This window comes from Enterococcus massiliensis (genome assembly GCF_001050095.1).
Taxonomy (GTDB): Bacteria; Bacillota; Bacilli; order Lactobacillales; family Enterococcaceae; genus Enterococcus_C; species Enterococcus_C songbeiensis.
Map to the genome: position 1 here is coordinate 393,609 of NZ_CVRN01000007.1, position 16,890 is coordinate 410,498.

At 40.6% G+C, this 16,890-nt stretch carries 18 protein-coding genes and 1 riboswitch; of the genes, 3 read left to right on the forward strand and 15 right to left on the reverse strand.

Annotation, left to right across the window (positions count from 1 at the left end; all coding sequences use genetic code 11):
* Window positions 1-7 precede the first annotated feature (7 nt).
* From priA to BN1875_RS09220, 9 genes are all read right to left on the reverse strand, one after another.
* Window positions 8-2,410: a primosomal protein N' gene (priA, locus tag BN1875_RS09185; protein WP_048604552.1), complete on the reverse strand. Its 2,403-nt coding sequence runs from the start codon at window positions 2,408-2,410 to the stop codon at window positions 8-10.
* Window positions 2,411-2,635: 225 nt separating this feature from the next.
* Entirely contained in the window at window positions 2,636-2,941 is a 306-nt protein-coding gene (gene rpoZ, locus BN1875_RS09190) for a DNA-directed RNA polymerase subunit omega (protein ID WP_048604553.1), read from the reverse strand.
* Window positions 2,942-2,945: 4 nt separating this feature from the next.
* Entirely contained in the window at window positions 2,946-3,560 is a 615-nt protein-coding gene (gene gmk / locus BN1875_RS09195; protein ID WP_048604554.1) for a guanylate kinase, read from the reverse strand.
* A 182-nt stretch (window positions 3,561-3,742) separates the two neighbouring features.
* Complete coding sequence (locus BN1875_RS09200; RefSeq protein WP_048604555.1) at window positions 3,743-4,024, reverse strand: hypothetical protein; 282 nt, start codon at window positions 4,022-4,024, stop codon at window positions 3,743-3,745.
* A 56-nt stretch (window positions 4,025-4,080) separates the two neighbouring features.
* Window positions 4,081-4,965 carry a YicC/YloC family endoribonuclease gene (locus tag BN1875_RS09205; RefSeq protein WP_048604556.1) on the reverse strand — a complete coding sequence of 295 codons (885 nt, stop codon included), beginning with the start codon at window positions 4,963-4,965 and terminating at the stop codon, window positions 4,081-4,083.
* Window positions 4,966-5,044: 79 nt separating this feature from the next.
* Complete coding sequence (locus BN1875_RS09210; protein WP_048604557.1) at window positions 5,045-5,263, reverse strand: YdbC family protein; 219 nt, start codon at window positions 5,261-5,263, stop codon at window positions 5,045-5,047.
* Between the two features lie 3 nt (window positions 5,264-5,266).
* Complete coding sequence (locus tag BN1875_RS09215; RefSeq protein WP_082147273.1) at window positions 5,267-6,526, reverse strand: patatin-like phospholipase family protein; 1,260 nt, start codon at window positions 6,524-6,526, stop codon at window positions 5,267-5,269.
* Window positions 6,448-6,918 carry a hypothetical protein gene (locus tag BN1875_RS13550; protein ID WP_082147274.1) on the reverse strand — a complete coding sequence of 157 codons (471 nt, stop codon included), beginning with the start codon at window positions 6,916-6,918 and terminating at the stop codon, window positions 6,448-6,450. The genes BN1875_RS09215 and BN1875_RS13550 overlap by 79 nt, the downstream gene beginning before the upstream one ends.
* Before the next feature lie 98 nt (window positions 6,919-7,016).
* On the reverse strand, window positions 7,017-7,736 hold the full coding sequence (locus BN1875_RS09220; RefSeq protein WP_048604558.1) for a class A sortase: 720 nt from the start codon (window positions 7,734-7,736) through the stop codon (window positions 7,017-7,019).
* A 242-nt stretch (window positions 7,737-7,978) separates the two neighbouring features.
* Between BN1875_RS09220 and BN1875_RS09225 the strand changes: the two genes are divergently transcribed.
* Window positions 7,979-8,752: a hypothetical protein gene (locus tag BN1875_RS09225; RefSeq protein ID WP_048604559.1), complete on the forward strand. Its 774-nt coding sequence runs from the start codon at window positions 7,979-7,981 to the stop codon at window positions 8,750-8,752.
* A 42-nt stretch (window positions 8,753-8,794) separates the two neighbouring features.
* Here BN1875_RS09225 and thiT read toward each other — a convergent pair whose 3' ends face one another.
* From thiT to BN1875_RS09240, 3 genes are all read right to left on the reverse strand, one after another.
* A complete protein-coding gene (gene thiT, locus BN1875_RS09230; RefSeq protein WP_048604560.1) occupies window positions 8,795-9,376 on the reverse strand; it encodes an energy-coupled thiamine transporter ThiT in 582 nt (193 codons plus the stop codon).
* Between the two features lie 59 nt (window positions 9,377-9,435).
* Window positions 9,436-9,537, reverse strand: a riboswitch (TPP riboswitch).
* Window positions 9,538-9,735: 198 nt separating this feature from the next.
* Window positions 9,736-10,032 (reverse strand): rhodanese-like domain-containing protein, encoded by a 297-nt coding sequence (locus tag BN1875_RS09235; protein WP_048604561.1) that lies wholly within the window; start codon window positions 10,030-10,032, stop codon window positions 9,736-9,738.
* Entirely contained in the window at window positions 10,007-11,722 is a 1,716-nt protein-coding gene (locus tag BN1875_RS09240; RefSeq protein WP_261795780.1) for an FAD-dependent oxidoreductase, read from the reverse strand. Before BN1875_RS09240 ends, BN1875_RS09235 begins: the two co-directional genes overlap by 26 nt.
* Before the next feature lie 277 nt (window positions 11,723-11,999).
* Here BN1875_RS09240 and BN1875_RS09245 point away from each other — a divergent pair, with 277 nt between their 5' ends.
* Window positions 12,000-12,269 carry a metal-sensitive transcriptional regulator gene (locus BN1875_RS09245; RefSeq protein ID WP_048604563.1) on the forward strand — a complete coding sequence of 90 codons (270 nt, stop codon included), beginning with the start codon at window positions 12,000-12,002 and terminating at the stop codon, window positions 12,267-12,269.
* A 14-nt stretch (window positions 12,270-12,283) separates the two neighbouring features.
* Window positions 12,284-12,598: a DsrE family protein gene (locus BN1875_RS09250; protein WP_048604564.1), complete on the forward strand. Its 315-nt coding sequence runs from the start codon at window positions 12,284-12,286 to the stop codon at window positions 12,596-12,598.
* Window positions 12,599-12,828: 230 nt separating this feature from the next.
* Here the strand turns inward: BN1875_RS09250 and yicI are convergent, their stop codons facing one another.
* The 3 genes from yicI to BN1875_RS09265 form a co-directional block, all read right to left on the reverse strand.
* Complete coding sequence (yicI, locus tag BN1875_RS09255; protein WP_048604565.1) at window positions 12,829-15,087, reverse strand: alpha-xylosidase; 2,259 nt, start codon at window positions 15,085-15,087, stop codon at window positions 12,829-12,831.
* An 11-nt stretch (window positions 15,088-15,098) separates the two neighbouring features.
* Window positions 15,099-15,893 (reverse strand): carbohydrate ABC transporter permease, encoded by a 795-nt coding sequence (locus tag BN1875_RS09260; RefSeq protein ID WP_048605315.1) that lies wholly within the window; start codon window positions 15,891-15,893, stop codon window positions 15,099-15,101.
* Between the two features lie 92 nt (window positions 15,894-15,985).
* On the reverse strand, window positions 15,986-16,852 hold the full coding sequence (locus tag BN1875_RS09265; protein WP_048604566.1) for a carbohydrate ABC transporter permease: 867 nt from the start codon (window positions 16,850-16,852) through the stop codon (window positions 15,986-15,988).
* Window positions 16,853-16,890: the final 38 nt, after the last annotated feature.

Sequence of the window (16,890 nt, forward strand, 5' to 3'; positions counted from 1 at the left end):
TGCTCCTTTAAATAAAGTGTAGGGGTTCTTTGTCAATAGTCACCAAAAGTCCTTGTCGTTGTTCCTTCTGACTGACTGTCAAAATCTTCTGCAAGGCTTGGGCTAGCTTGGGTTCATTTTTGTACTTGATAATCAATTGGTAGTAGTAGCGGTTTTTCACCCGCAGAATCGCTCCCGGAGTTGGTCCCAACAGAATGCTTTGGTTCCCAACTGTCTGCTGAATCTCCCGAGCGATTTGAAACATCTTTTGTGCCGCCTGTTGTTCTTCTTCATGACTGGCGGTAAGTTTCACCGTGAAATAAAATGGCGGGTAGCCGCCACGATGACGAACGATCATTTCCTGCTGATAAAAAGTTTCATAGTCTTGAGCCTGTGCCAGCTTGATTGCATAGTGCTCTGGATTAAAAGTCTGGATAACTACTTCACCGGGCTTTTGTGCGCGACCTGCCCGACCACTCACCTGCGTCAACAATTGGAATGTCCGTTCACTGGAACGAAAGTCTGGCAGATTCAATGCGGTGTCTGCATTTAAGACACCCACCAAAGTCACTTCCGGAAAATCCAATCCTTTCGCAATCATTTGAGTACCTAATAAAATATCGGCTTTTCTTTCACCAAAAGCAGCTAAAATTTTCTCATGGGCGCCTTTGCGCCGAGTCGTATCGACATCCATTCGCAAAATCCTTGCTGTTGGAAAAACATCTTTTAGTTCTTCTTCCACCTTTTGGGTGCCGGTTCCATAGTAGCGAATCCGATCTTCGCCGCAATTTGGGCAGCGGTGGGGAATTCGTTCTTCGTGCCCGCAATAGTGACAGCGCATGGTCTTGGTATCCATATGAAGTGTCAACGAGATGTCACAGTTCGGACAAGGCAAAACAAAGCCGCAATCCCGGCACATGATAAACGAAGAATAGCCTCGCCGATTCAATAGCAAGATCACCTGTTCTTGGTTTGCCAAACGTTGGTTGATTTTTTCCTTCAACGTCAGCGAAAAGGAGCTGGTATTTTTCTTCGCAAATTCTTCCCGCATATCCACCACTTCAACCGTTGGAAGATTGGCTGCCGGATTTGCCCGCTGGGTGAGAGTTAACAATTGGTAGACTTTTTTTTGCGCCCGTGCCCGAGATTCCAATGATGGGGTAGCACTGCCCAAGATGACGGGACAATGATGGTAATCTCCCCGCCAAATAGCTAATTCCCGCGCGTGATACCGTGGGGTTTCTTCCTGCTTGTAGGTAGCTTCATGCTCTTCATCCACAATAATGACACCAATATTTTCTAGGGGAGCAAAAACGGCTGAACGAGCTCCCACAACAACCTGGGCTTCTCCTCGTTCAATTTTCCGCCACTCATCATACTTTTCTCCTTGCGACAAACCGCTGTGTAAAACAGCAACAGCATCTCCCAATCGACTTTTGAAACGGTGAACCATTTGTGGCGTCAACGCGATTTCCGGTACCAGCATGATTGCCGTCTTTCCTTTTTGCAATACTGAAGCGATGGTTTGCAGATAAACCTCGGTTTTTCCGCTACCGGTGATTCCTTCCAACAAAAAAGTTTTGGCTTCGCCTTGTGCTTCAGCACTCAGCACCGCTTGAACAGCGTATTCTTGTTCTGCATTTAGTTGTAACGCTGTCGTTTTTTGAAACTGATGGTCGCTGAAGGGGTCCCGGTATTCTTCCACTTCTTCAAATGCCAACCAGTGATTTTTTTGTCCTTGATTTAATTGAGCGGTCGAAATTCCAGCTTCCGTAAAAAAGGTGACGGGAAGTAATTCCTTTTGCTCCGCTAAAACTGTCAGCAACTGATGCTGACGAACAGCGGTTTTTCGCAAGGTTGTTTGATGAGCCGCCGCTTCTTTATGATCCAACAAACTGCGAACCATTCGTCTGGTCTTGACGTTATTTTTCTTTTTGACTAAATATTGGATATCAACAATTTGTTTTTCCCGTAAGCGCATCAGTGCCGGCAAAATACCTTTTTCCTCTGCTGCTGACCACGAAATAACCTTCTCTTCCCCAAAAAAAGAGTTTGCTGTTTCATTATCTTCCACCAATAAAACGATTTGCTTTTCATAAGAGGCCTTTAAAACACTAGGCAGCATCGTTTGCAGGCAGGTGATTTTAAAGGCAAATGTCGTTTCTTTCATATAATCGGCTAATTGCAACAGCTCTGTGTTCAAAACTGGTGCCAAGTCCAAAACCCGAATGATGGGTTTCAACGAGTCCACACGATCAGAGATGGTTTTGTTTACTACAAAGCCTTGAATATGTCGATTGCCATTACCAAATGGAACTTCCACACGCATGCCCACTGTCACGACATCCGCTAGTTCATCCGGAATGTAATAGGTAAATGGTTGATCGGTCTGCATCGTTGGTACATCAACAATGACTTCCGCTAATTCCATGCATGGGTCCCTCCTTGTTAATTAGTGATGTTTCTTTGCTTTTTGACTCTTGCTTTTGCAGTTGTTCCTCGTCCAAAACTTGGTCCACGCAAAGTATCTTGCTCTATTTTACTAGAGAAATGGTCCTTTGTCTGTAGCTTGGCGCGGCTGAAATAAAAACTTAATTTCCCTTTTTGCACAAAAAAGAAAGATGAAAGCCAGTTTCAGCTTTCACCTTGAAAATGTCTATAATTTTTGTTCGTCGCGAATCCGTGCTTCCAGTTCTTTTTGATTTCGATCTTTTTGTGCTTCTTTTTCTTCCTTTTCCATTTTCAAACGTGCTCGTTTGATTTCTGGATGAGGATCACTGATAACAGTTCTTGCATCGATTTCTTCCAATGCTTGTCCGACACTTTTAACAGAATCGAAGCTGTCCAAGGTTGCTTGCCCGCCGGCATCTAATTCATGAGCTCGTTTGCTGGCAAGGATTACTAGGGAATACTTGGAATTTACTTGATTTAACAATGAGTCGATAGAAGGTTTCAACATCATAAGACTACATCTCCTTTAACATTCTGATATATTTTCCGATTACTCGATCAACACGATAATGTTCGCTTTCAATGATCTTTTTGATTCGTTCCACAGCCTTTGGTACTTCGTCATTAACGACGGCATAGTCGTACAGCGCCATCATTTCGATTTCTTCTCTGGCCACCTGCATGCGCTCTTCGATCACATCCGGTGCATCCGTTCCCCGACCGACGATTCGTGATTTCAATTCATGAAGATCTGGTGGGGTCAAAAAGATGAACACACCATCCGGCACTTTTTCTTTTACTTGCTGTGCGCCTTGGACTTCGATTTCTAAAAAGACATCTTTGCCGTCATCCAGCGTTTTTTGAACATAGGAAAGCGGGGTGCCATAGTAATTACCGACATACTCGGCGTACTCCAGCATCTCTCCTGATTCGATCAATTTTTCAAATTCTTCTCTTGTACGGAAAAAATAATCTACACCTTCTACTTCCCCTTTTCGCATTTTGCGAGTGGTCATGGAAACAGAATAGTGAAAATCATTGTCCTTGCTTTCAAAAATGGCTTTGCGTACAGTGCCTTTTCCAACACCTGAAGGCCCGGATAATACGATTAATAAACCTCGGTCTGACATAGGGACGTCCTTTCACTGATCATTTGCTTAACGTCTATTTTGCACTTTTTTTCTGTAAGTTTCAAGAGTTACTTTACTATTATAGCGGTATTTCTCACAAAAAGCCACTTTTAAAAAAATGGCAAAAAGAGAGAAGCCTGTTTTTCCAACAAGCTTCCCATCTTTTGACAAACAACCAATAATCAAAAACCCATATTTGATAAGGCGTTAATCACACTGGTCAATTCGTCTTTACGCTCCATCGCTTCGTCAATCGGGTCTTTGACTTCTTCGATATCAATACGGGCAAGGTATTGCCGTTTGACTACGATATACGTCTCATTTACCAGCAACTGCAATTCATCCTCCGTGATTTTCACACAGGCGTCTTCCCAAGCATCAAAGGGATCTTTTTCAGAGGGAACCGTTCGTTTGATGATTCCGCGACCGCTTAATCCTTGAAATGTCACATCATAATACTTCATTTTTTGTTCCTCCTCTTTCTTCGCATTAAACTTCTTTGATAAAAGTAAAGCTGGTTTTATTCAATATTTTGAACTTGCTCACGAATTTTTTCCACGATTGTTTTCATCTGTACGACCAATTCTTTGATTTCAATCGGACTGGATTTTGAACCAATCGTATTGATTTCTCGGTTCATTTCTTGAATCAAAAAATCAAGCTCCCGGCCAACCGGGATATCCTGTGCGACTAGAACGGCAAATTTTTTCAAATGAATCGCCATACGATCAATCTCTTCGTGGATGTCGCTGCGTTCCAGCAGTAACACCATTTCCGTCAGTAGTCGTTCCTGATCAACACTTTCTCCCAAATATTCCTGCAGTTTCTTTTCAAATCGCCCTCGGAAATCCGTTTCATATTCGGCTGAAAATTGCATTAAATCTGCTAATCGATTGGACAACTCGGTACCATTTGCCGCAAGCACCTGCCGTAATTGCTCCCCTTCCGTTGTGCGGGAGCGGACATTTGCGGCCAAGGCTTGGTCAATTGCCTGCAAAACCAACGATTCCAACAACTCATCTTCTGCCTTTTTTTGCTTGACCTCGACAAAATCCGGCAACACCGCCAACTCTTCCAACAACCGTGCCGGTGAAAAATCCGTTTCCCCAAAGCGTTCTTTGCTGCCTTGCTGCAGTTCTTTGACCAGTTGCTCGATCAAGGACCAGTGCACTTGGATTTCTTTGTCCGTGTCGCCTTTTTCGGTCAGGGTCACGTAAATTTCTACCCGTCCTCTTTGCAGATGTTCCTTTACCTTTTGCCGAATCGCTCCTTCAAAACTGTTCAGTTGCTTAGGACTGCGCAGCTGAATATCCAAAAAGCGGTGGTTGACACTTTTGATTTCTACTTCGATTTGATACTGGTCCGATTCGCTGATTGCTTTACCAAAACCGGTCATGCTTTTCATGGACAAGGCTCCTTCGTATTCATTTTTTACTAAAAGATTTCCCCTTTTCCTGTTGGTTAAAGAAGAGGACTGCTTACCGTTACATTGCCTGAATTGTTTTTTTCAACGCATCAAATTCTTCGTTGCTCAAGGTGACACCTTTCCCCATCTTTTCATGTTCCGGGCTCCAATCCCGCAAATCAAATTTTGGCGGACGGCCGTTCCAACTGACTAGATTCAGCTCTTTTCTCCACCCTTTTGGATTCTCAGATAAAACTGCGATTTCTTCTACGATCTCGTAACTAAATTCTTGCGCCATGTTTTATTCTCCTTCGTCTAAATACATCAAAAATCTTGCCGCAATCAGCGGAATCGGCAGCCGCTCCAATAAATGGACCGGCAACTCCTGTCTTTGTTCCCGGAACATTCGGTAAAAATAAATGAATTGATTGACTTCTGACCAAGCAATCAATCGTTCCCGATACATCCGCAGCCATTCTTGAACCGAATAAACACCTTCAAGGGGCTCTTGTTTTTCCAAAGCGGTGAACAAAGCCCGACAAAAATCTGCTTTTCGATAAACGTGTGCCGGCTCCAAAGACAGCAGCAGACCCATCCATTCCATCAGCGCCAGACCGGCTGTTTCAAAAGTAACCTTGCCCTGATAAAACTTACGCATTTTTTGCCACGTTTCTTTTCTTTTAATCAAGCGCCACAGTCGAGGTTGCGTTTTACGGATTTTTTGGCAAAACTGCTGCCAATCGTTTTCCAGATTTTCTTCGTTAAAAAAAGTATACCAGTAGCCTTGAAAACGCGCAAAATACTTTTGGGTCTCATAATAGCCTAACTGATAATTTTTTTTGGACCGATCCCCGTCAAACACTAAAAAACTGCCCAGCGTCCATGGGGAATGCAGTTCAATAACTGCCACAGATTGCGGGACAGTGGTTTTTTTGACAAAACCCGGTCCCTGCACATCCACCAGAATACATTCCGTTGCCCCTTGCGCAAGCGCCACATCCACCGGCAAATTATTCCGATAGCCGCCATCCATGTATAGTTGCCCGCCAATCTCCTTGGCCTTCATTGCCGGATAAAAAGAGGCCGACGCAATCAGCCAATCCAAGCTTTCCGGCAAATTTTGCCAATCAAAGGGCACCACTACCTCAAAAAAATCCGGCAATCGGGTACTACAAACGTATAGCTGAATTTTTTGTTCTTGGTCTTTTTCTGGAGAAAAATTTTGCTGGATCAACTGCCTTAACGGCTCCGTGCTTGTTCCGTTTTCCCGCAAAGCCGTCGCAGTCAATGAACGAATCTGATTCAACAAAGCCACTAAGGTGCGACTTTCTGCCGCTGCCGCCGGAAATTGCAGCACTGAGCCGGTATTGATCTGCCACCAAAGATTTCGTGCCGCTTCACTGTCACCTTGCAGAATCAATCCACCATTCAGCGCCCCTACAGAGGTGCCGGTAATCAATTGAATGGCAACTCCTTGTTCCTTTAATGCCTGCCACACGCCAATCTGATAAGCTCCCCGCGCACCCCACCGCCAAGAACCAATGCAGTATGATACTGGCAACGTTTGACGAGTGTTTTTCCTTCAACGGTATAGCCATAAACCGTTAACCAACGCTGCAAAGTCTTTTCCACTGTGACCTTCAACTGGATTTGTTTGCTGAAATTTTTTTTGGCAAACACTTCAATGCTGTCAAACGTTTCCTGCCAAGTCACTTTTTCTGCCGGATGCTGCAACAAATTGGTCACCACCAATGCCTCTTCGTGAAGGGTGCCGCTTAAATAAAAGGTATGCTGCTGTACGGTGATTTGCCAAGCGGTTCCCTCTTTGACCGCCTGTAAAAAGCCCGCCCGTCCCGCAGAATGGCTCGTAAAAAAAGGCAGCGCCAATTGACTTTTCTGAAAATTTGTTTGGTATTCAATAAATTCTGAAGGATAAATTCGTTCAATAATCATCAAATTCCCTCCCCTTTCCAGTATAACAAAAAAGCAGATAGCTGAAAAAAGATGCGAAGAAAACTGTTTAAAGGTTTCATTCGCATCCGTTATTCAAATCAATAGGTTTTTTGTTCTAAGTTAAAGGCATCTTTCATTTCTTTGGTCGCCTCATTAATGGGGGTAATTTCTTGTAATTCGCCCTGCACAACGATTCGATTGGTGCCCGTATCATCGTTACAAGTAATCAATGTTGCCAATTTTTTTCCGGGAATGATGTCCAGCCACTCCACCGCTGTTGGGGCGACAGTTTTTTTGATTTGGGTTTTATAGGTGTACACCTTGCTCAAGTCCGTCAGATAAAAAATATCACCGACTTTGACATCTTCCAACGGGCGAAACAGCAGTCCTTCTTCCAATGCCCGGTGACTGGCAAGGGCGTAGTTGCCTTCTCCCATTTTTTGCGCAGGGTCTAAAGTACCTGCTCCCCACAACAGCGCCTCATTCGACAGTCCTTTAAAAATTGGCAGATTGACCTTGACCCGCGGCACAGCGACTCCCCCAATCACCGATAGCCGTTTATTGCTGAATTGCGCCCGCAAGACCGCTTCCGGTGAAACGGATTCGATCGCATCAAAATCAAACGGCGCATCTGCCTCCAGATTTTTTTCCACTTCTTTTTGCGTCATCGCCGAAACGGCATACTTTTCTCCATTGGACTTGATCAAAAAATTCTTGATCTGATTACTGAAAACCAGTGCCAAACCAACGACCAATAATAAAACCAAAAGCAGATTGATCAGCCAATTTTTCACACGAGATTTTTTTTTCTTTGCCATCCTTTTACGCTCCATTTTTTTGATAGGCTAACTATATCATATTTTCCCACTAAGAGCCTACTTAAGCGTGTTTCTCCCAGTAAGGAGCAATCATTTGTTTTTTTATTAAAAATGAAAACAAAAAAAGAAAAATTTCATAAAATTGTCCTTTTGTAATAAAATTTTAAAGGAAAAGAAACAAGCTTTTATAGCGGCTTTGTTGTAAAATAAAAGCACACAGTGAAAAGGAGGAGTAGGTGAAAATGACAAAAATGGTCTATGTCCATATCGACACAACCAGCAACGCCGTTTTGTCACGGGGAATTACGACCGCAGATTTCACTCGCGGAATCGTTCATCAACCCAAGAATATCCTACTGCTTGATCCCTCCAGTGACTATGGCGAATATGAAGCACATACCGGTATGAAAGTCTTGCGAGGCAGTGAGGCAATTGATCACTTTTTTACGACGATCAGTCGCGGGCGGGTGCAAGAAGAAATCAAATGGATCGATTTTAGTGACGGTTCTATGATCAAGGAACTGACACCTCTTGAAATTTCTGAATTGTTGTATTTTGGTCACATGAAGACGCACCTCCATTCCCCATTTTTTTATAAATTACAAAATAATTTTGTTTACTTTGATCTCAAAGATGATTTAGCTCGGATTTATTACCGCTATTTGGATGAATTTTATCGCATCTTGGCCGACAAGCTGACTCGGATTGTTTTGGAACGAATCAATGATCGACGGTCTTTTTTCCGCAAAGCAACCTCTGTTGACAAGCTTTCGATTGAACGCTTAAAGGAATTGAAAGGCTTGTTTCAAGAAGGAACCCTCTTTTGCTTCGATCAGACAGAATTGATTGACAAAGAGTATCGAATTCCGATTTACATCGTAGAAGACGCCGGCTTGCGTAAACAAGAAAGCCAATACTTAGAAGACATGCGGGTCGCAACCTTGACCTATCATAGCGTCAAACGAACTTGGAAAATCGATTATGAAGACGAAGATCTTATTTTTTTGCCAAACTAAAAACGTTTCTTCAACGACAAAGTCAATTGAAGAAACGTTTTTTTAGTTTGAGGAAAGAGAATTTGTCGCTTTTGGCGTAAATAATTGTGGCGCAAGAGTGTAACTGAGAACAACGACAACAGCTGTGGTCACTGCTGTTGCCAAACCAGAAGCACTGTTCATGACCAGCGAATACAGCCACGGTTTCATTCCCCACTGAGCGTAGGAACCCCAAAAGACCCAACCGGCAACAAAATGCCAGAAATAACGTGCCAAAGCTCCCGCAAAGGCGCCTTGAATCAAAGTAAGCTTTATTTTATTGCCATCGCCTTTGCCAATTTCCCGTTTTAATTTCACCGCATACAATCCCGCCAAACCAGCAAAGGTAAAGGCTATAGGGTATTCGATCAATACTTGGATTACGCTGAGGTACCAAACCTTCCCCATCGGAAAATGCAATAGCCCCCAAATCGCTCCTGCCGCCAACCCCGGTTTCCAGCCTCGGCGCAGGGCAAAAATCGTCAAGGGAATCTGCCCCAACGAAATAGAAAAACTAGCACCGATATCCAGTGGAATCAGCGACAATACCATCGCCAAAGCGGCAATAATCGTTCCTTCCACCCATATTCTGATTGATTTATTCATAACAAAAAAACTCCTCCTTTTAGAACCGTCACAATTCACAAAGGAGAAGCATCATCTACTTCTATCTCCGTCACAATTCCTACGTTCGAATGATCGAAACAGGTACGAAGGGTTTAGAGTTTCCTCAATCTCAGCCCAAATGGACTCCCCTTTGCGAGCGCGTTCTATTTAATTTTTTGGTACGTGTCAAGAATACCATATTTTAAAAAAATTGAAAGAGATTTGTTTGGAAAGTCCGATTAAATTGTTTCATGTGAAACTTTTTTAGGTTACTAATAAATGACGACGAACAATCGGTTATTTTGGTTGCTAATCGCCACTTTTTTTCGGCTTATCTCGTTGGTTTTATCGTTTTCTAATTATTCCAACCCACCTAGCCAAGCGGAGGTGCCACCCATCACATTCACCACACGATAGCCTTTTGCCGCTAAAAAGTTACAGGCCATTGTCGATCGTGAGCCGCTTTGACAAATGATGTAATATTCCTTGTCCGTGTCTAATTTTCCATAGGCTGATCCTAATTCACTCAAAGGAAAATTGACGGCTTGTGGTACATGTCCAAAGCGATACTCATGGGTTTCTCGAATATCGATGATTGCTAAAGACTGACGTTTTGTTTTTTGATAAAATTCAGGCATTCCGATTGAACGATACATTTTCAATTTCCTCCGGTCTGATTATATGATACAAGGCAAAGCCGCCGTCCAAACTTTTGGCACGAAACCCCGCCTGCTTTAATACTCTTTCTGCTAAATAACTGCGCATCCCGCTATGACAACTGACAATATATTCTTTAGCAGGATCTAGTTCCGACAATCGGCAGCGTAACTCATGTAACGGAATGTTGTAGGAATGCTTGAATCGCCCATTTTGCCATTCTTCTTTCGTTCTCACATCCAACAAAATTTTGCCCTCTGCTACTTCTTGCGTAAGCTCGTGCCATTGTAGCGATTCGCTGATACCTTCTGCTAGATTCAAAGCGGCATAGCCAAACATATTTACCGGATCTTTTGCTGAACCAAAGGGCGGCGCATAAGTAAATTCTAATTCCGGCAGCATATCAATCGTCATTCCACCTTTGATGGCAGTCGCTAAACTGTCAATTCGCTTGTCCACTCCTTTTTCTCCCACACCTTGAGCGCCATAGATTTCTCCGGTCGTGGCGTTGAACACCAATTTCAATAAAATATCTGTTGCCTCTGGATAATAACTTGCATGATCTTTGCCGGAAACATGAACAACAGAGACATCAAAGCCTGCTTGTTTTGCGCTGCATTCACTCAACCCAGTTGAGGCTGCCGATAAATTGAAGGTACGAACAATGGCAGTTCCGATACTTCCTTGATTTTTTCGAGGAAGCCCAGCAATGATATCCGCCACCTGACGACCTTGGCGATTCGCTGGAGAAGCCAAGGAAATCAACGCATCTTCGCCAGTGATTTGCTGTTTGACCACAATAGCATCCCCCACCGCGTAAACGTCTTGGGCACTGGTCTGGTAGTGCTCGTCTACAACAACTCCATCATGAAATCCAATTTCTAGTCCAGCTTGCTCTGCTAATTGATTTTCCGGTCGAACACCGACAGACAAAATCGTAAGATCAGAGGAAAGAACTTGTCCATCTTCTAGAATAATTTTTTTACCAGCCTCTTCAAAGGCTGTCACCGCTTGAGACGTAATGACACGAACATCATTTTGCTGCAATTCATTTTTGACAAAGGCTGCCATCTCTTCATCCAAGGTTGATAAAACAAAGGGTGCTGACTCAACAATCGTGACTTTTAAACCGCGTTTTTGTAAACTTTCTGCCATTTCCAAACCAATAAATCCAGCGCCAATCACCACAGCATTTTCCGTTGTTTCGGTGATTCCTGCCATGATTCTATCTAGATCCGGAATACTCCGCAACGTATGGACATTCGAGGCTTCCGACAACCCTTTAATTGGTGGGATAAAAGGTTTTGCCCCTGGGGATAAAATTAATTTATCATAGGATTCGACCTTTGTACCTGCTTCACTTTTGACAGTAACTGTATGTTCTTCTGGTGAAATGACGGTTACCTCATGATTCGGTCGAACATCCAAATTAAAACGCGCCTGTAAAGTTTCCGGCGTTTGAATCAGCAATTCATTTCTTTCCGCAATTTCACCGGACACATGATAAGGCAACCCGCAGTTGGCAAAAGACACATAGGGTCCCTTATCCAAAACAATAATCTCCGCATCTTCCATCAAGCGGCGCAACCGAGTCGCAGCCGACATCCCACCGGCGACACCACCGACAATGATAATTTTCATCTCTGTTTCCTCCTTGTTTGTTCGAGTTTTTTTAAAAAGATTGACAATAAATATACCGCTAGTGGTATAAATAAATCGGTATCCCACAAGAAAAAGAACGCAATTAGACTGTTTTATTTGTAAATTAAAAATAAAATGAATTTTTTTTGATAAGAAAATAAAAGCAAATTCTTTTTAAGCTGTATACCTAGCAGGGTATATTTAAACTTAATAAATGGGCTTTGTCAACTCTCCTAATCGAAAAAAATTTTAATCAAGTCAAAACATTGACGGATATACCCTCGATAGGTATAATTCAATTAACTAATTTTGAAGGAGCGAGACGATGGCGACAACGACCGAAGAACAAAAAAAAATCATCAATCGTTTGCGGCGAACAGAAGGACAAATTCGCGGCATTCAAAAGATGATGGAAGAGGAAAAAGAGTGTATCGATGTCATTACCCAGTTAAGCGCGGTTCGTTCCAGCATTGATCGGGTTATGGGCATGATTGTGGCAGACAATCTAAAAAACTGTTTCGAAAACCCTGAAAAAGATCCAAAAGAACAAGCGGAAAAATTAGAACAAGCCATTAACATGATTATTAAAAAATAACGAGGTGGAACCCTATGAAAGTTGTTTTCCATATCGATGAATTAGAAAAGTGGAGCGAAACATCAAAAAATGTAAAAAATTTACTGAAAGCATCTTCAGACATTACCATTGTAGTCTCGGTCAACGGCATCGCCATCAAAGGATATTTAGAGAACAAAAACCTTCCTTTTATTCAAACTAACAGTGTGCAATTTCACGCCTGTAACAACGCCATGAAAGCAAATAAAATCAGCAAGGACGACTTGCCTGAAAATGTGACTGTCGTCCCTGCTGGGGTTCTAGATTTGGTTGAACTGCAAAGTGTCGGGTATGGGTATGTGAAGGCTTGAAAAGAATTACTGGATAAAAAAGAAAATTATCTCTATGTTTTTAATATTGGTGAATAAAAATATAGGACTCTATCTGGAGTAATCTCGTGAACCTGCTTCAAAAGACCAGAAAAGCACAAAATTCTGAATGTTAGAATTTTGTGCTTTTCCACTAATTTTTTTAGATTAATCTGCTCTAATTGCTTTGACGATTTTCATTAATAACACTATTGTTGATAAACAAATAATTTTTAAACTTTCATTACAGATCCAAGTTCGTGTTTTTTCATGCCTTCTATCATCCTATTTCTAAAGATGATCTTTACATTCTTGAGATTTTCTACTTCTACTTTATAACTATCTTTATTAGGAGTAATCAAAATTTTTCCAACATAATTTCCATCAATATCGTAAATGGATTCTACAACAGGCTGAGTAATTTCAAATGCATGAACGATTAAATTTTTGGAATAATCATACGAAGCTGTGTTAACGGTATCTCCTTCAATGATTAGACTGTTTGGACGCGCCATTAATGGCAAATTGAAATAATCATATACTTCGTTGTACCATTCATTTCCAGATAATGTGGTGTTATCCAAGTAATTAGTCCAAATCCCTTCTGGAAGATAAAATTTAGCTTTACCCTCCGTATTAAAGATCGGCGCCACCATCAAATTCTTTCCAAACATATATTGTTTATCGATTGTATGAGTCGTATAATCTTCAGGAAATTCTAGTAATAACGGACGCATCATTGGAACACCGGTGCTTGCTGTTTCAACAGCTTGAGAATATATATATGGCATCAAAGAGTTTTTTAATCTTGAGAATTTTTTCGTAACTAATGCTGCTTCTTCTCCAAAATTCCATGGAACTCGATACTCAATGTTTCCATGATATCGGCTATGAGTGGAAAGTAATCCAAATTGTGTCCAACGTTTATATAGATCATTCTCAGCACTCTCTTCAAATCCACCGATGTCGTGGCTCCAAAAACCAAATCCGGAGAGGACAAATGATAGTCCACCACGCAACGATTCTGCCATAGAAGAATACTCTGAAAGGTTGTCCCCTCCCCAATGAACAGGAAATTTTTGTGATCCTACCGAAGCAGAACGAGCAAAAACGACTGCATTCCCTTCTCCTTTTAACTCTTCTAATAATTCAAAAACAACTTCATTGTAAAGATAAGCGTAGTAATTGTGCATTTTTTTAGGATCAGATCCATCAAAATAAACTGCATCAATTGGAATTCGTTCACCAAAATCTGTTTTAAAAGAATCCACACCCAGTTCAATTAATTCTTTTAGTTGTTGTTTGTACCATTTACGTGCCTCCGGATTAGTGAAATCAATAATTCCTTGTCCAGCTTGCCATAGATCCCATTGCCAGACATTTCCATCTGTAGATTTAATAAAATAGCCATTATCTTTACATTCTTGGTATACTTTGGCTTTCTGTCCAATATAAGGATTAATCCACATACAGACTTTTAGACCTTTGTCATGAATTTTCTTCAACAATTTTTGTGGATCTGGAAATAATTCCTTATTCCATTCAAACCCACACCACTCAAATTCTTTCATCCAAAAACAATCAAAGTGGAATACATCAAAAGGAATTTCTCGTTTTTGCATTTCATCAATGAAATACATTACCGTTTCTTCACTATAATCTGTAGTAAAGGAAGTTGATAACCATAGTCCAAATGACCATGCCGGTGGCAATGCTGGTTTTCCGGTCAAATCTGTATACTTTTTAAGCACACTCTTCATATCCGGGCCATAAATTAAAAAATACTCTAAGGTTTCTCCTTCAACACTAAACTGTGTCCGAGAGACATTTTCAGAACCCACTTCAAATGAAACTTTTTCTGGATGATTGACAAAAACACCGTATCCTTTATTTGTAAGATAAAATGGAATATTTTTATATGCTTGCTCACTTCCAGTTCCACCATCTTCGTTCCAGATATCTACGGATTGCCCATTTTTTATAAATGGAGTGAATCTTTCACCCATTCCATAAACAAATTCATAAGGATCTAGAGATAATTGCTCACGCATATAATGTTTTCCATCTATTGAAGTCACTTCTGCTTGTGCCTTATACTCTGAGGATGTAATTAAATTTCCATTTCCCAAAAAATTGATTTTAAAATCACCAGATCTAGGAACCCTAGCTTCCAATGCACCAGATTTAAATGAAAAATAATCATTTTCTGATGTGTTGATAATAACCGGGACCTCCGATTCTAGAACTGAAAAGTTTGGCTCGTGAATATTTCTATCATGGTGTGTCAGCCGAACTTTAATTACATCTTCTTGCGGTGATTCAAATCGTAGCGTAGTCATTCCTACATTTAATGTGTCTCCACGTCTTTCTACTTTTTTGTAAGGTAAAAATAGTTCTAATCTATCCTCTGACTTACAAAAATCGATTACTTCTTGAGGATAATTTAAAGTAAATCCTTCTTTTGTTAGCCAGTACCCTTTAGTAAATTTCATTATTCATCCTCCTACTTAACTGCACCATCTGATATTCCTTTAACAACATGCTTTTGTAATACAACAAACAAAATAATAATTGGTAAAATAACAATAACTAACGCTGCCAATGCTAAATGCCATTGTTTATTGAATTCCCCGAAAAAGAAAAACATTTTTAGTGGTATTGTATACATTCCTGCTTTATTAACACTCAACGATGGCAACAGATAATCATTCCAAAACCACAGGGAGTTCAAAACGATAACGGTAACCGTTGTCGGTTTTAAAAGTGGTAGGATGATTTTCCAATAAATTTGAAATGTATTCGCCCCATCTATTACTGCTGCTTCATCTAAAGATTTAGGAATGCCTCGCAGCGCACCATAATATAGAAAGGTCGACATACTTGTTGCAAGCCCTAGATACATGATCATTAACCCTGGTCGATTCAACATGCTAACTTTTCCAAAAAGAGAAATCAAAGGAATCATGATTCCTTGAAAAGGAATCAAAAGTCCAATTGCGATAATAAAGTAAATAAGTGAACTGACCTTACTAGTATTTCTAGATAGAGCATAAGCCGCCATCGACGATACGAACACAATCAATACTAATGACCCAACAGTGATTATTATTGAATTTGCAGCACTTCTGGCAAAATCTAATCGTTCTATTGCAGTCGTGTAATTTCCAAAAGTAATTCCTTTAGGCAGTGTTAACGTACTTTGAAAAATCTCTGTCTTTGTTTTAAAAGAATTGATAATAATTAAAAAGAATGGATAAAACCAAAATACAGAAAGGAGCAAGCCTGAGCCAATTAGCATAGCTTTTTTTAATTTTATTTTCCTTTGTCTTTTTCCTTTTATCCGTTGATTCGATATATCACTTTTTAATGAAAAAGATTGGTTAGTTTTCATTAGGCACTAATCTCCTTTTTACGTGTTACTGAGATTTGGATAATTGAAATAACAACAATAATGACCAAGAAAATAATTGCTTTTGATTGTGCAAAACCCATTTTCCTCATAGAAAATGCTTCATTATAGATGTTCATAGCAGTCATTTGGGTAGAGTTAAAAGGTCCACCTTGTGTTAGAGCTAAATTTTGATCATAAATCTTAAATGCATTAGAAAGCGTTAAGAATAACGTTACAGTAAATGCTGGCATAAGCATAGGTAACTTAATTCTTACGAAAACTTGTATCGGGTTAGCACCATCCATATCCGCTGCTTCAAGAATTTCTTCTGGAATATTATTTAAAAATGAGATGTAAATCAGCATCATATATCCGCTCATTTGCCAAACAAATAAGATTACCAGTCCCCAGAAACCAGTTTCCGGTGTATTTAACCACCCATTAAAGAAATCAATTCCTGTGACCTCGGCTATACTCTCGAATGCTTTATTGAAGATGAATTGCCAAATGAAACCAAGAATAATTCCCCCAATAAGATTGGGCATAAAAAATACTGTACGAAAAATAGTTGTCCATCTTCCTAGTTTTTGTGTCACGAGTGTAGCTAACAATAAAGCAATAACATTAATTAACAAAATACTGACCACTGAAAATTTTGCTGTAAAAATTAAGCTATCAATAAATCCTTGATCTTGAAAAGCTCGAATGTAGTTGTCAAATCCAATAATATTTCCAACAGTATTTCCATTCCAATCTGTTAATGAATAGTAGGTCCCTGTCAGCAATGGAATGAATAATACAATCGCCAAGGAAATTAGAGCTGGTGCTAATAATAACCAAAATGATTTTGAGCGATTCGTTAACATTGGTCTCCTCCTAAACTATAATAAAGGGGAACTTCCCC

What these genes read in the sequence shown, in the direction of transcription:
- priA (WP_048604552.1), bottom strand. Translation starts at nt 2,410, where the DNA reads ATGGAATTAGCGGAAGTCATTGTTGATGTACCAACGATGCAGACCGAT.
- rpoZ (WP_048604553.1), bottom strand. Translation starts at nt 2,941, where the DNA reads ATGATGTTGAAACCTTCTATCGACTCATTGTTAAATCAAGTAAATTCC.
- gmk (WP_048604554.1), bottom strand. Translation starts at nt 3,560, where the DNA reads ATGTCAGACCGAGGTTTATTAATCGTATTATCCGGGCCTTCAGGTGTT.
- BN1875_RS09200 (WP_048604555.1), bottom strand. Translation starts at nt 4,024, where the DNA reads ATGAAGTATTATGATGTGACATTTCAAGGATTAAGCGGTCGCGGAATC.
- BN1875_RS09205 (WP_048604556.1), bottom strand. Translation starts at nt 4,965, where the DNA reads ATGAAAAGCATGACCGGTTTTGGTAAAGCAATCAGCGAATCGGACCAG.
- BN1875_RS09210 (WP_048604557.1), bottom strand. Translation starts at nt 5,263, where the DNA reads ATGGCGCAAGAATTTAGTTACGAGATCGTAGAAGAAATCGCAGTTTTA.
- BN1875_RS13550 (WP_082147274.1), bottom strand. Translation starts at nt 6,918, where the DNA reads ATGATTATTGAACGAATTTATCCTTCAGAATTTATTGAATACCAAACA.
- BN1875_RS09220 (WP_048604558.1), bottom strand. Translation starts at nt 7,736, where the DNA reads ATGGCAAAGAAAAAAAAATCTCGTGTGAAAAATTGGCTGATCAATCTG.
- BN1875_RS09225 (WP_048604559.1), top strand. Translation starts at nt 7,979, where the DNA reads ATGACAAAAATGGTCTATGTCCATATCGACACAACCAGCAACGCCGTT.
- thiT (WP_048604560.1), bottom strand. Translation starts at nt 9,376, where the DNA reads ATGAATAAATCAATCAGAATATGGGTGGAAGGAACGATTATTGCCGCT.
- BN1875_RS09235 (WP_048604561.1), bottom strand. Translation starts at nt 10,032, where the DNA reads ATGTATCGTTCAATCGGAATGCCTGAATTTTATCAAAAAACAAAACGT.
- BN1875_RS09245 (WP_048604563.1), top strand. Translation starts at nt 12,000, where the DNA reads ATGGCGACAACGACCGAAGAACAAAAAAAAATCATCAATCGTTTGCGG.
- BN1875_RS09250 (WP_048604564.1), top strand. Translation starts at nt 12,284, where the DNA reads ATGAAAGTTGTTTTCCATATCGATGAATTAGAAAAGTGGAGCGAAACA.
- yicI (WP_048604565.1), bottom strand. Translation starts at nt 15,087, where the DNA reads ATGAAATTTACTAAAGGGTACTGGCTAACAAAAGAAGGATTTACTTTA.
- BN1875_RS09260 (WP_048605315.1), bottom strand. Translation starts at nt 15,893, where the DNA reads ATGCTAATTGGCTCAGGCTTGCTCCTTTCTGTATTTTGGTTTTATCCA.
- BN1875_RS09265 (WP_048604566.1), bottom strand. Translation starts at nt 16,852, where the DNA reads ATGTTAACGAATCGCTCAAAATCATTTTGGTTATTATTAGCACCAGCT.